This window comes from Prevotella sp. HCN-7019, assembly GCF_037890215.1.
GTDB lineage: Bacteria > Bacteroidota > Bacteroidia > Bacteroidales > Bacteroidaceae > Prevotella.
The window spans coordinates 107,932-122,749 of sequence record NZ_JBBKBO010000005.1 but is presented as its reverse complement, the minus strand read 5'-3'; the positions used below and the strand labels follow the sequence as shown (position 1 = coordinate 122,749).

8 protein-coding genes are annotated in these 14,818 nt (G+C 49.0%); 7 read left to right on the top strand and 1 reads right to left on the bottom strand.

Going from position 1 to position 14,818, the window contains the following annotated elements; translation table 11 throughout:
• Positions 1–52: 52 nt before the first annotated feature.
• Positions 53–3,835 carry a DUF4922 domain-containing protein gene (locus WKT13_RS08525; RefSeq protein WP_340323561.1) on the bottom strand — a complete coding sequence of 1,261 codons (3,783 nt, stop codon included), beginning with the start codon at positions 3,833–3,835 and terminating at the stop codon, positions 53–55.
• Between the two features lie 571 nt (positions 3,836–4,406).
• On the opposite strand from WKT13_RS08525, the gene WKT13_RS08520 reads away from it, so the two are divergent.
• The 7 genes from WKT13_RS08520 (at position 4,407) to WKT13_RS08490 (ending at position 14,288) form a co-directional block, all read left to right on the top strand.
• Positions 4,407–7,841 carry a glycosyl hydrolase gene (locus tag WKT13_RS08520; RefSeq protein ID WP_340323560.1) on the top strand — a complete coding sequence of 1,145 codons (3,435 nt, stop codon included), beginning with the start codon at positions 4,407–4,409 and terminating at the stop codon, positions 7,839–7,841.
• Between the two features lie 819 nt (positions 7,842–8,660).
• Positions 8,661–9,107 (top strand): NfeD family protein, encoded by a 447-nt coding sequence (locus tag WKT13_RS08515; protein WP_298618462.1) that lies wholly within the window; start codon positions 8,661–8,663, stop codon positions 9,105–9,107.
• A gap of 86 nt (positions 9,108–9,193) precedes the next feature.
• Entirely contained in the window at positions 9,194–10,153 is a 960-nt protein-coding gene (locus WKT13_RS08510; RefSeq protein ID WP_298618461.1) for an SPFH domain-containing protein, read from the top strand.
• 85 nt (positions 10,154–10,238) lie between these two features.
• Entirely contained in the window at positions 10,239–11,348 is a 1,110-nt protein-coding gene (locus WKT13_RS08505; RefSeq protein ID WP_340323559.1) for a UDP-N-acetyl glucosamine 2-epimerase, read from the top strand.
• Positions 11,345–12,106 (top strand): SDR family NAD(P)-dependent oxidoreductase, encoded by a 762-nt coding sequence (locus WKT13_RS08500; RefSeq protein ID WP_298618459.1) that lies wholly within the window; start codon positions 11,345–11,347, stop codon positions 12,104–12,106. Before WKT13_RS08505 ends, WKT13_RS08500 begins: the two co-directional genes overlap by 4 nt.
• 122 nt (positions 12,107–12,228) lie before the next feature.
• Positions 12,229–12,942 (top strand): SIMPL domain-containing protein, encoded by a 714-nt coding sequence (locus WKT13_RS08495; protein ID WP_298618458.1) that lies wholly within the window; start codon positions 12,229–12,231, stop codon positions 12,940–12,942.
• Positions 12,942–14,288, top strand: a complete 1,347-nt coding sequence (locus WKT13_RS08490) for an MATE family efflux transporter (protein WP_340323558.1) — start codon at positions 12,942–12,944, stop codon at positions 14,286–14,288. Before WKT13_RS08495 ends, WKT13_RS08490 begins: the two co-directional genes overlap by 1 nt.
• Positions 14,289–14,818 lie beyond the last annotated feature (530 nt).

Sequence of the window (14,818 nt, the reverse complement as noted above, 5' to 3'; positions counted from 1 at the left end):
AGATTGTTTTAGTGGTTACAAGTGTTTTGTTTTATTGTGTCTTACGGTCGTTCTATTCGTATATCTTCTTTATTTCGGCGTTGTGGTAGTAGTGCAGCAGTATCTTGTCATAGCTGTATCCTTTTTCTCCCATCACTGCGGCGCCTATCTGGCAAAGACCTACGCCGTGACCCCATCCGGCTCCGGTGAGTTCGAATGTCTGCGGAATGCCGTCTCTGACGTCTTTCTTGTCCACAACGAAAGCGCTGCTGTAAAGATGTGTGTTGCTGAGCGCGCGTCTTATCTCAAGTTCCTTTCCGATGGTGAAAGTATGTTTTGAGCCGACTATCTTCAGGCGGCATATACGTCCGCTCTTGCCGCGTTCCAGAGGTATAAGGTCTATGATGTCGCCGAAGTCCATCTTCAGTTTCTCACGTATGAGGTCTGCCAGCTGTTCCTGTGTGTAGGTGACGTGCCAGCGGTAGAAGTCTTTTGTCTCGCGGTCGTAGTCGTTGAGCACCTGCGAGAGTATCTTCTCGTCGTCGGTATTGCAGAATGCATCAGGCGAAGACATTATCCACCGGCGTGCGTTTTCCTCTATGGTAAGGTCGGGCAAAGCCTCTTCCGTGCCGTCGGCATTGTCGCGCACTGCCGTGAGATACTCCATGTTCTTGTTCTCCCAGCAGTATTTGTATTCTTCGCTCACACCGCCGCAGCACTTGCTGAAGCGTGCGTCGCATATATCGTTGTCGGACATCAGTATTTCTCCGCGTGTCTCTTTCACGGCCTGTGCCACATGTACGCTCGACGCTTTTGTTATGCCCTGATAGCGCTGGCAGTGGTCGTCGGCGCAGACATCGAATATGGCGTGGTCGCCTCTGTCGTACCAGCGTATGAGTTCGTCGTCCTTCTTTATGAATGAGAAGAAGTTGTCGCTGCGTCCCTGCTGCTTGTTTCTGCGCTCTATCTGTGCGAGCAGCCAGCTGCGCGATATCACAGCGTGGGCCTTCAGCAGCTCTATGCTCGACGTGGCGCACATCTCGCTGGATATGACACTTTCGAGATAGCTTTCCACCGGCAGCTCGTTTATGGCACACATACTGTCTGCCTCGACAACGAGATGCAGTGTTCCGAGGAACGTCTGTGTCTCTGTGCGTTCCCAGTGGAAGTTCACTCCGATTGTGACATTGTGCAGGGAGAACGATGCGTCGGGCGATTGCGGATGGAACGTAAGCTCACGATATTGGTTGCCGTTCCACAGTATGCCGCCTTCAAAGAACTCCACAGTCTGCTCGCCTTCTATCAGTTTGCCTTTGGCAGAGTAGGGCTTGTTGAGTGAGAAGCATATTTTCGCACCGCTTACTATTCCAACCGAAACGAATGGTTGCTTGCCGTCGAAGTGCGGACAGCTGCTGTTCTCTTTCATATTGAGCTTTTCGAGAGCCTTCACCGTTTGTGTTATCATCTCCTCGGTAGCGCCACATTCGCTTATTATGGCGGCGGCCTGTTGCGGTGTTATGCGTTCGAAGTCCTCGTGACGCGGTGTTATGAGCAGTCCTGCCATGTCGAGTGCGCCCGGGCTTACAAGCATACGTACGTTCTCGTCATCGGCTGTGTAGCAGTCAGGACGATGCTTGGTGCGTGGGATTATCACCGTGCAGAAAGTGTCGTCTTCGGTCCATGCCAGAATATTCATCATCGGTTCGGTGTTGCCATCGTTCACAGGCATTGCGTCATACAGTTTTGCAAATAGTGCCTCTCCCTTTGCCGCATCGTTTGATTTTATGACGAATGCCGGACAGATGAAGCTTCTCATCAGAGCCAGCCAGTTGTCGTCATCGCATGACACCATCGGTTTCAGGTCGTGGCTCAGGCGTTGCCAGTCGTTCATCAGTGGCAGTATGCCGCCCATTCCGGCCTGGAAGTGCATGTGGTCGGGTGCGGACGCTCCGCATCGCGGCCCGTTGTAGAACACCGTAACGGTAGGGTATGCGCTGAGTATTCTGTATATCTCACCGTAATTGCCGCGTATGTTCTGCGGTTCGTGGCTTTTCATCGGAATGGTGAAATGCACGGGTAATATCGGGAAAGGATTTACAAGAATCTGGAAATTGTCGTCCATAGACTTGGCGAACTGTTCCTCCGGCCTGTTCTCCTGACACAGGAAGCACGGCCGTTTGGCTATTGATTTTCTGGAAATGTCGGCACCTGTCGACACGATGCGTGCCGGATTGTGCTGTACCATTATTATATTGTCGCCGCAAGGCAGTTCGCGTGTCCTTACGTTCTTCATATCGTTGTAGCGCATTCTTGTGTCGTCCCATTTTTCGAGCTGACGGTTGAAGAATCTCAATAGCGAATTGTCGGATGCTATGTCGGCGCGTCCCTCTCCCAGAAGTTTTCTTGCCGATATCTCCATTGTGCGCAGCCTGTCTTTGTAGAGGTTGTTCGCGTTCACTTTCTCAATGCTCAGTGCTGCGTCGCTGTTGCCTCCCCAGCGGCGGCAAAGATACAGTTCCTCATATATGCGTCCTATGCGATACTTGCGGCTGAATATCAGTCCGAGTGCATAATCTTCGCCGTAGCTTGTGTTGGGAAAGGTTATCTGGCGCAGCAGCGGAGTGAAGAACGCACGCGGTGCTCCCAGTCCGTTTATGCGCAAAGCGTTGTTAGGACCGTTGTTGTCGGTCCACTCCTTATGGTCGATTATTCCGGGCGGCAGTGTGTTGAGCTCAAAATCACACATGCGGTAGCTGCCGATTATCATGGCCGCCTGCTGTCTGTAGAAAGCGTCAACAATGCGTTGCAGCGTGTGAGGCGAAGAGTACAGATCGTCGCTGTCGAGCTGTACGGCGAAGCGTCCGCAACGGTCGTCGGCCACGGCAGTGTTCCAGCATCCGCCTATTCCGAGGTCGCGACGTTCCGGAATGATGTGTATCAGTCTGCTGTTTTCTTTTGACAGTTCGTTCAGAATGTGTGTTGTGTCGTCTGTTGAGTGGTTGTCCACTACGATGACGTTATATTCGAACGATGTGTCCTGCTTCAGTGCCGAGCGTACGGCGTCGGCTATTGTCTTCTCACGGTTGAATACCGGAATTATGACAGAGGCTTCTACGCTGAACTCCTGTTCGTCAAAGTCGGGGCTTTTATATTCGGATGTGTCCACAAGTGCGCCGATACACTCGAGATGATGAGTCACGGCGTGCTCCATTTCTTTCTGTACCTCGCGGTTGCGCGGGTTCACGTAGTCGAACTGTTTTACACCGCTCTTCCTGTTGTCGGTTTCCTTTTCTGTGTACAGATATTCGTTTATGTGGAATATTCCGCCCTTGCGGCTTATGAAAAGCCGGAGGTCGTAGAGTCCTGCCCATGTGTAGTCGGGGTGGGGATCAGCCGCATATTCGTGTAGCAATGCAGACTTTATGAGCATCAGCTGTCCGAAGTCGAAATCGTCTCTGACGCTTCCCTCCTGGTAGTCAATGGCCGGATGAGGCACAGTCTGTCCTTCGGCAATACTGTAACGGTCACTGTAAACCAGGGCTGTATCAGTGTCCGACGCCACGCGCAGAAATCTTTCGGGCGCATTCTGTCCGAGTATGAATGGTGTGGCTTTTGTGCTCAGCAGCACATATTCAGACTCCGTGTAGCGTTCTATTTCGGATATTGTCTGTACCGAAGCCGGATTGTCTGTCACTATCACATTGCAGTCCTCCGGCAGTTCCTCATTATGTATGAAGTCTCTGTTTACTATCAGATTTATGTTGCTTATGGTCTTGTTGTGGCGAAGAGTCTCGAGCGTGCCGCTCATTTCCGCCAAATCAAGGCAAGGCAGGAAACAGTCTATTTTTCCTCTCATTTTTTTACGGTATTATTTTAATCCAATCAAATGACATGCAAATATAATATAAAAAACGAACTTAAATAATAAAACCGTCTATGATTTTATTCCCCGTAAGGTCTGTCGGGCGGACATGTCATGTTTCCGTGCTGCGAAGTTGTGCCGACGTCGCGATATTCCGTATGCCGCATCCTTTGTATTAACTGTCTGTTGCGTCGGATGTAGCTTGTCATGATGCCTCTTTTCATATGTATCATGCCTGCATGGCTGTTTTTGGTGTTTTCAGTACGTATGAAGGAAATATGCTTTACGCAAAGCCGATTGTGAGCGTCCGTATATAGGTCAACCGTGATATTTGCGCTTTTAGATGTATATTTTGATATCATTGTGTATGAGGACATACACTGACGGCAGTCCATACGGATTATTTGCATACCTTTGTCTTCGGCCGTTATTATGATGCCCGCTTATATTTCTCTGAATTTTAATAGTATAAAGAGGTGTGAGTCGGAACATCATTACGCCGTTTGATATTTACCTGAGATACTTGGAATTTACATTAAAACTTAATTATTTATACTAACTTGTTATGAAAAAAAAGTGTTTGACCTTTGTTGTGCTGTTCATGGCATGCGTCATTAATACACTGGCACAGTCGGAACCGATGAGTCTTTCCGGATTTTCTGCTCCGTCGATGACGTGGCGTCCGGTCCCGCTTTGGTTCTGGAACAATACTGAAGTGAAGGAAGACGTCCTGCAGTCGCAACTCAATGACATTCTGACAAAAGACAATTATGGCGGTTGTGCCATACTGCCGTTCGGTCAGTCATTCCGTCCCGGATATCTTTCTGAGGAATATTTTCAGCTTTACGGCAAGGCTATCGAGACAGCCAAAGCCCATGGTGCCAAGATGTCGCTGTACGATGAGTACGGTTTCCCGAGCGGAAGTATGGGCGCGATAAACGGTTCGGGCGAAACAACATTCAAGAACAACCACCCAGGAATGACTATAAGACGTCTGGACAAGTCGGAATATATCACAACGCCCGGACAGTCGCTGCGCCGCAGAATAAATGCCAGCGGCACAATAATGGCCGTTGTCGCTATGGAGACAGACACTAAAGAAATAATATCACTGAGGGATCATGTCAATGGAAACATACTTACATGGGATGTACCGGAAGAAGGAAAATGGAAGGTTATGTCCTTTGTGTGCGTGGAAGACGGCGATCCTAACGTGAACTATCTGTCTCCGGAGGCAGTCAGTCTGTTTGTGCAGGATACCCATGAAGCCTACTACAAACGTTTCCCGGAGGCATTCGGAACAACCATCACCACCACGTTCTTTGACGAACCCACAATGTATCGTGCCAATGGACGCATGTGGACTGATGACTTCAACGAGAAATTTACAGAGCGTTTTGGTTTTTCGCCAGAAACAATCTATCCGGCTTTGTGGTATGATATAGGCCCTAAGACCGCAGCGGCACGCAATTGTCTTTTTGGTCTGCGTGCGGCTCTCTACGCCGAAGGATTCATGAAGACCATCAGCGACTGGGCTGAGGCACACGGCATAATATCTACCGGACATCAGGATCAGGAGGAAATTGTAAATACCGTGAGTGTTTCCGGTGACCTCATGCTCGACGGAAAGTATATGGGAATGCCTGGTATCGACAAGATCGGCGGCAACCGTCCGGCAGAACATTTCTATAAGGTTGTGTCGTCGTCGGCCAACAACTGGGACAAGACATACGTAATGTCCGAGACCTACGGAGACATGGGCAACATAACGATGGAGACAATGTATCGCATTGCTACGGAACAATACACCAAAGGTATCAACCAGCTCATACCTCATGCCGTGTGGTATGATAACGGCAATGTGACGTTCCGTCCGGAACTGTCTTACCGTAATCCGCTCTACAATTATGGTCTTGCTGACTTCAACACATTCCTTGCACGTCTCAACTACATGCTTGCGCGTCCGGGACGTCATGTGGCTGATGTGGCGATGGTGTATCCTATAACCACCATGCAGGCCGGACATTATCTTGACGGACCGAAAGGTTACTATCAGGGAGGAGTGGACATACCGGGCATAGACTACAACGTGGTGTCGGAAATACTTACCGACCAACTCGGCGTTGACTTCACATACGTTCACCCAGAAGTGATTGACGACCGCTGTGACGTAACGGGCGGACGCTTCGTGATGAGCAACAAAACCAACAGCGAGTCGTTCTCCGTTATCATTGTACCGGGCTGCAAGGTCATGACTATGAGCAACATGAAGAAGATAGAGAAGGCTTGGGAGAACGGAGTGAGAATAATCTTCACCACACAGCTGCCGCAGCAGACTGCCGATATGAACGGCTCGGACGACGATATTGCGTCGATTGTGAACCGTATGCTTGTCACAGAGAAAGAAAAGGGTAGTGCCGTGTTTGTGGAAAATCCTACCAACGAAACTCTCCGTGAGGCACTTGCCGGAGCAGAACTCGACGTAAGATTCAGTAACGCGCAGCAACCGTTCAACTATATACATAAAGTTATTTCGGGCGGCAACGTATATTACTTCGGCAACATAGACAATGCGACTGCCGAAAACAAGATAACACTTAAGGGTGAACTGTCTGCCTGCACTTTGCTCGACCCGCGTACGGGCAAGAGCGAAGCGGCAGAGATAAGTCATGAAGGCGGTAACACCGTGATCACTCTGAAACTTGCGCCCGAACAGTCGGTCTTCCTTGTGGAGAATAAGATACTCGATACCACCGAACCGCCTGCTGTTGAGGAAAAGGGTTACACCGTGGAGATGAAGGTGAAGATAGACCAGCTCTCTGCAGGTGTGTGTCTTGCAGGCCGCAATACCAACAACTATTATATGTGGCAGATCAATCTTGAGAATCCATCGGAACCAAAACTTCGTCCTCACCGCTGGTTTGACGGACGTGTGGAACTGCTCGGAGAGGTTGACCTGAAGGACAAGGTGACAATCGGTACAGATGCCGCTTTCGATTTGAAGATAGAGATTGTTGACGAGAAACTCGCCCGTACATACATCAACGGTGTGCTTGTCGATGAGCGTTATGGTCAGTTCGCATATGGCTTGATAGGTTTCCGTCAGACCCACAGCGACGCTGCCGGATGCGAGGAGATAGCACGTTTTGATGACATAAAGGTTAGTTCGCAGGACGGCAAGGTACTTTTTGCCGAAGATTTCTCCGGTGACAACACGTTCTCGGAAGGCAGCGTGGAGGATGGATGGCTCTGTGTGACAGGTGCGATGGCGCGCGACGTGTATGCTTGGCCGCTTGGATTCAGAAAGCTTTGGTACACCGTTGAGGCCGACCTCACACTTCTTCGCGACGACGCATGCCTGGTGTTCTCTTCCATAGACGACAATAACTACTACATGTGGGCTGTAAACATATTCGACGGCAACCTGCCGCGCATACGCCGACATGTGTATAACGGAGGTAATCTGACATGGAGTGACACTGAGTTCGACTCGTTCTCGAAAAGTGATATTGAGGGACAGGAGCGCCGGGTAAAGATAGAAGTGAAGGGCTCGCTCATAAAGACATACATCGACGGTGTTCTTGTGGATACGTTTGTGGATTTCTCCGACAATCTCGTGATGGGCGACATAGGTTTCAGAATAGACGCCAGCGGTCCGCAGAAGGATGAGGCTTATTTCGACAATGTAGTAGTGACGCAGTATGCCGAGGACGGAACTCCAAAGGTTGTGCTTGAAGACGACTTCGAACCTGGCGGTCCGACATGGTTCAGCAAGGGCGAGACAGTGGATGTGGATGGCAACCGCAAACTGTGGATGCACTCCACCGGTCTTTACAAACTCATGCAGGACGAAAGCCCTACGACCGGGATTGGCGACGTGACTGCCGACAACAAGTCCGGCAACGACAATGTTTATACTCTTGGTGGTGTTCGTGTTGACAAGTCGAATATGACTTCGGGCATATACATAAGCAATGGTAGAAAGGTAATCGTGAAGTAAGAATATAGTTTTAAAGTAGTTTTTTTGAGGTTCGGATGCCGTGGTGGCATTCGGACCTTTTTTATTCTTTGTATGGCGCATGATACTGCTGTAAGTTTGTATAAACATAGTGTTTTGACAGGTTATACCGGCATATATTGTGCTGTACGCTATCGTATCATGGGATGATATGCGTTATGTATAATTATGCATTTTCTGTCGTGATATTCTGAATTTTCATATATCGTACTCTCGTGAGAGTAGCGTATTTGCGCAGAAAAGTATTGCCGGTCGCAAATACTCGATTCTTAGAGCGTTTTGTTATATTGTTGACAGATTACGGTTTGTCTTTCTCTGCGATGCTGTATGTATCTTTTTGCACTGCGGAACAGTCTGTTTTGCAGTGCAGAAAAGGCTTTTTCGTAGTGTATTATGGGCCGTTTCGTGCAGTGAAAAAAGCTTTTTCATGGCTCGAAACGGGCTTTTCTGAAATCCGGATGAGTATAAAGTATGTCTCTGGTAATTTCCGTACGTTGTGAAAAAGACTCTGATGCAGCGGTCTGTCCGATTTTCCTTGTTTTCTTTTTTCTATTTTGCAGAATTATTCTGACAAGATATTTTACTGTCGGAATTGTATAAATATACGTTCCGAAGTTCTTTTCCCGTTATTCATAGTGCATTGTCCGATGGTCTTCACATGCGGTTACGGCAGGATGTCGTGCTTTCCGCGTTTGTTTATATACCGTTGCTATGTTTATGTATGTTAAATATTTCTGCGCATAAAAATAAAATACTAACTTTGAGAAATAATTATAACCAAAACAAAAGAGTATTACGTATATGTCATTTATAGCTGAAAACCTGTGGTTGTTCTGGACCATTGTGGCTGTTGTATGCCTCGTACTGGAGATGACATCCGGCGATTTCTTCATAACATGTTTCGCTGTCGGTGCTCTGTGTGGCATGGGAGTATCTCTCATTGACGCACCGTTCTGGCTTCAGGTGTTGGTGTTTGCCGTGTTCTCCATGCTCTCGTTGAGACTTCTCAGGCCGAGGCTTGTAAAACTCATAAGGCGCAATGCAGACAATCGTGTGAGCAATGCCGACGCCCTGATAGGACGCATCGGTGAGGTGAGCGAGACGATAAAGGCCGATGGATATGGTCGCGTGAAGATAGACGGTGACGACTGGAAGGCCGAGACCGACGACGAAGACGACATCGCTGTGGGCGAGAAGGTGAGAGTGACAGACCGCGAGAGCATCATCATCAAGGTGAGAAGGATATAGAGTTCCGCCGTTTCGTACATGCCGGTGCGGTTAGTATACGCGGTGTGGTGATTGTTTTAGAATATTAACCAAAAGAAAAACAGAATATGTTTACAGCTACAACATGGTTTCTTATCGCGGTGGTAGTGCTTGCGATATTGTTTGTTAAGATGGCGGTTGTTATAATCCCGCAGAGTGAGACGAGAATTATTGAACGGCTCGGACGCTATCATGCTACGCTGCAACCGGGTGTGAACATCATCATTCCGTTCATCGACAAGGCGAAAACCGTGATTGCTGTTGTGCGCGGACGCTATGTCTACACAAGCGTGATAGACCTGCGCGAACAGGTGTACGATTTCGACAAGCAGAACGTCATCACGAAGGACAACATCCAGATGCAGATCAACGCACTTCTGTATTTCCAGATCATGGATCCGTTTAAGGCTGCATACGAGATAAACAACCTGCCCAACGCCATCGAGAAACTCACGCAGACAACATTGCGTAACATCATAGGTGAGATGGAGCTCGACCAGACGCTTACCTCACGCGACACCATCAATACCAAGTTGCGCGCTGTGCTCGACGATGCAACCAACAAGTGGGGAATCAAGGTGAACCGTGTTGAATTGCAGGACATCACTCCTCCGGCAAGCGTACTGCAGGCCATGGAGAAGCAGATGCAGGCCGAGCGAAACAAACGTGCGACCATTCTGCAGTCGGAAGGACAGAAACAGTCGGCAATACTTCAGTCAGAAGGTGAGAAGACCAGTATGATCAACCGTGCCGAGGCAGCCAAGCAGCAGGAGATTCTGCGTGCCGAAGGTGAGGCTCAGGCACGCATACGCAAGGCTGAGGCTGAGGCCATCGCCATAGAGAAGATAACCGAGGCCGTTGGCAAGAGTACTAACCCGGCCAATTATCTGCTCGCCCAGAAGTATATACAGATGCTTGAGGAACTGGCACAGGGCGACAAGACAAAGACCGTATATCTGCCGTACGAGGCCACAAACCTCATGGGCAGCATAGGAGGAATAAAGGAATTGTTCAAAAATGCAGACTAAATGTCTGACAAGATGTGGCGAGACGCAACGCAGAGACGGGCGTCACGCCACATTGCATGATAATTAACAATAAGGTAAAAGGATAATGGAAATATGTATCGTAGCGGGCGCAAGACCCAATTTCATAAAGCTTGCTCCAATCGTAAGAGCCATTGACAGTGCGCGCGACGGCGGCAAGGACATTAGTCATCATCTTGTATACACGGGCCGTAAGGACGACCCTACACTGGAAGCGTCGCTTTTCGACGATTTACAGATGCCTCAGCCTGAGGTGTATCTTGGTGTGGACTGTGAGAATCTTAATGAACTTACGGGACAGGTGATGTCGAGTTTCGAGCTGTATCTGCGTCAGCACAAGACCGATGCCGTCATTGTTGTGGACGATCTTGCCTCGACAATGGCAGCCGCCATCGTGGCGAAGAAGCAGGGACTTACGCTTGCTCATCTTGTGGCCGGCACACGCTCGTTCGACATCAACATGCCGAAAGAAATCAATCGTCTTGTTATTGACGGACTGTCCGACCTGCTCTTTACAGCCGGATACAAAGGTACCAGCGCTGCGACGCGTGAGGGTGCGGAGCAGTCTAAGATATACATGGTTGGCAATATTCTGATGGACACGTTGCGGTTCAATCATCCACGTCTGTCGCGTCCGGCTCTGTTTGACAGCCTCGGACTGAAAGAGCGTGGCTATATTGTGTTCACTCTCAACCGCAAGGCGCTGCTGGCCAATCGTGATAATTTGGAGGCAATGGTCTGTATGATGCTTGAGAAAGCTGGTGATGTGCCTGTGGTGGCTCCACTGAGAAAAGCTGCTGCAGCTGTAGTTGGCGACATTCTGAAGAATCATCCAGCGGAGGCCGGACGTATGCATGTGGTGGACTCGCTGTCGTATCTCGACTTCGGATATCTCACGGCCAACGCTCTCGGAGTGGTTACCGATTCTGGCAATGTGGCTGAAGAGGCTACATTCAACGGTGTGCCGTGCATCACGCTTAACAATTATACCGAACATATAGAGACCGTAACCATCGGCTCCAACGTCCTTGTGGGCGAGGATGCCGGAGCACTCGGCGAGGAACTCGAACGCATGACGGCCGGAGAATGGAAGAAGAGCAGTGTGCCTGAGCGTTGGGATGGCCGTTCAGCCGAACGTATCGTGCGGATATTGATGGAAAGGGGAAACGTTATATGAAAAGAAAAATAGCAATGATAACAGGCGCCACAAGCGGAATAGGAGAGGCTTGTGCGCGTCGTTTTGCAGCATCCGGCTACGACTTGATACTTACAGGACGCAATACGGAGAAACTTGATAGTCTGAAAAGCACTCTTGAAGGTGAGACAGATGTTCTCACTCTGACTTTCGACGTGCGTGATGCTGAGGCTGCCGCTGCGGCTGTAGGCTCGTTGCAGGGAAAATGGAGCGAGGTGGATGTGCTCGTGAACAATGCCGGACTGGCTCTCGGACTGGAAAAGGAATATGAGGGCGACACCGAAGACTGGTGGACGATGATTGATACCAACATTAAGGGATTGCTCACAATGACTCGCCTTGTGGTGCCGGGTATGGTGGAGCGCAACTGCGGCCACGTGATAAATATAGGCAGTGTGGCCGGCGATCAGGCTTATGCCGGAGGCAATGTCTATTGTGCCACAAAAGCAGCCGTGAAGACTCTGACCGACGGTCTGCGCATAGACCTTGTGGACACATGTGTGCGTGTGACAAACATAAAGCCCGGACTGGTGGAGACAAACTTCAGTGTGACACGCTTCCATGGTGACAAGGAAAGAGCCGACAATGTGTACAAAGGCATAAAACCGCTTACTGGCGACGACATAGCCGACGTTGCTGTTTATGCAGCCAACGCGCCGCAGCATGTCCAGATAGCCGAAGTGCTGGTGCTTGCGACACATCAGGCCAACGGATACACCATAAGCAGAAAAGACAGCTGAAGATAAGAGCCGGAGCATAACGCCGAATACCGTTTCTTCATAGTCTGATATTGCCGGACCGTATCCTGTCTTATTGCAAGATAACAACATTAAATAACCAAATTAAAGAAAGGATTGCTGTTATGAAATGGAACACGAACGGGCGCATAGCCGAAGCTGCGCTTCTGGCCCTGAGCATCGTGGTGCTGGGCTTGTGCATCAAGTGGGGGATTGACGATTTTGTCGATAAGGACAGAAAAGTCACTGTGAAAGGACTTGCTGAAAAGGAGGTCGATGCCGACAAGGTGACCTGGCCTATCCTTTCGAAAGAACTGGGCAACAATCTGCCTGACCTGTATGATAAGATAGAACAGACGCAAGGCAAGATCAAGAGATTTCTTGTGGAGAACGGTATAAAGGAAAGCGAGATAAACGTGAACGCTCCGGTGGTGATCGATCTGAATGCAGAGAGATATCTGAACAACCAGAGTCAGTACAGATACAACATAACTTCGATAATCACTGTTACTTCGCGTAATGTAAAACTTGTAAGGAGTATCATAGCACGTCAGGGCGAACTGCTGAGAGAGGGAGTCGCCATAGTTGACGGAGGTTATGAGAATCCGGTGAAATATGAGTATGTATCGTTCACGGCAATGAAGCCTGCGATGATGCAGGAGGCCATAGCCAATGCCGAGAAGACAGCAAAACAGTTTGCCGACAACAGCCACAGCCGGTTGGACAAGATACTGACTGCCGACCAGGGGCAGTTCTCGATAGACGACCGCGACTCAAACACACCATACGTGAAGAAGGTGCGTGTTGTGACGACGGTGACTTATTCACTTAAAGACTGATGACGCACAGACATACCGATAATTACACATTTCTCACGCAGGCACCTGCCCACAGAGTGATTCTGACCATGGCCGTGCCGACGATAATCACAATGCTCGTGACGAGTTTGTACAATATCGCCGACACCTTCTTCGTAGGACAGCTCGATACTCAGTCGACAGCAGCCGTGGGAATAGTGTTTCCGGTGATGTTCTTCATACAGGCTTTCGGGTTCTTTTTCGGACACGGAAGCGGCAACTACATATCACGCGAGCTTGGAGCCAAGCGTCACGGCAATGCCGAGACGATGGCTTCAACCGGTTTTGTATATTCTCTTGTGATGGGAAGCCTTGCTATGATAGCAGGGCTTCTCATGATAAAACCACTTGCAGTATGGCTTGGCAGCACACCGACAATATTGCCTTATACCGAGCGTTACATGTCAATCATACTGCTGGGAGCGCCTTTCATGACGGCTTCGCTCACCATCAACAACCAGATGCGCCTGCAAGGCAATGCGTCGTATGCTATGTATGGCATCATAAGCGGAGCGGTGTTGAATGTTGTTCTTGATCCGATATTCATCTTTGTTTTCGATATGGGTGTGGCCGGAGCGGCCGCAGCTACTGTCACCGGTCAGATTGTCGGCTTCTGTGTGCTGTTTGCCATGAGCCGCAGAGGGGAGAACATACGTCTGAGTATAAGACGTTTCTCGCCGCGTCTCACCTTTTTAAAGGAGATTGTCTACGGTGGCTCGCCTTCACTTTCGAGGCAGGGACTTGCGTGCATTGCCGTGATGATGCTGAATGTTGCGGCGAGTGAATATGGCGATGCAGCCATTGCGGCCATGTCTATCGTAAGCCGCATCACAATGTTCATCATGTCGGCAGTCCTCGGTTTGGGGCAGGGATTCCAGCCTTTCTGCGGATTCTGCTATGGTGCGGGGCTTTATTCGCGTCTGCGCGAAGGTTTTTCCTTTACCGTGAAAGTGGGCACAGTGTTCCTTCTTGTGTTTTCTTTCGCAGGTATATTTTTCTGTAACGACGCTATCGGCATATTCCGTGACGACCCGGATGTGATAAGGATTGGCACCGCGGCATTGTGCTGGCAGCTGGCAAGCTATCCGTTCAACGCTTTCACTATGGTCGGAAACATGATGCTTCAGACCACGCGCAAGCCCTTGCGTGCAAACATTCTTTCGGCTGCAAGACAGGGATTGTTCTTCATTCCGCTCATTATTATTCTTCCATACTTTTTCGGTCTCACCGGAATAGTTATCTGTCAGTCGTGCAGCGACGTGCTGAGCTTCTGCATAGCCATTCCTATTGTGCTCGGCGCTTTCAGGGAAATGGGAGAAAACGTATAAATATACAGACATTCAGACAAACAAAAATATTATTGCTAAATAATGATAAAAAGTAGATAAATTGTTTTGTTTTGTCGAATATAATTTATAATTTTATTGCGAAAACAAGAGTTTTCAATGTGTGGCATAAGAGTTCTGCAACAATTATGATTCAATCAAAAGGGATGGTGTCTCACATCCTTTAATAATAATACATTTAAAAGCGGACTGAGGCGGTCTGTTAGAGAGGAGGAACTATGAAGCCGGTTAAGAGATCTTATGACGAAGAGTCTTATGAGTTAGACAATGTCTATAATGAGACTGACGATCGTTATTATTACGTTGCAGTGGATTCATCCATTTGGTACAATTGAAATAATATCTGAACAGCATGGCTGGGTATATATTGCCGGAAAAGGAATATATACCCAGTTTTGTGTCCGAGGCGTTATGATTCGGAAGCCGATGCACGGTTCTGCAGAAATAGAGTGGAAACAGGTTTTGTCCGTGAAATATCATAGAATAGCGGTAAACGCCCCGGCGACGAAGGA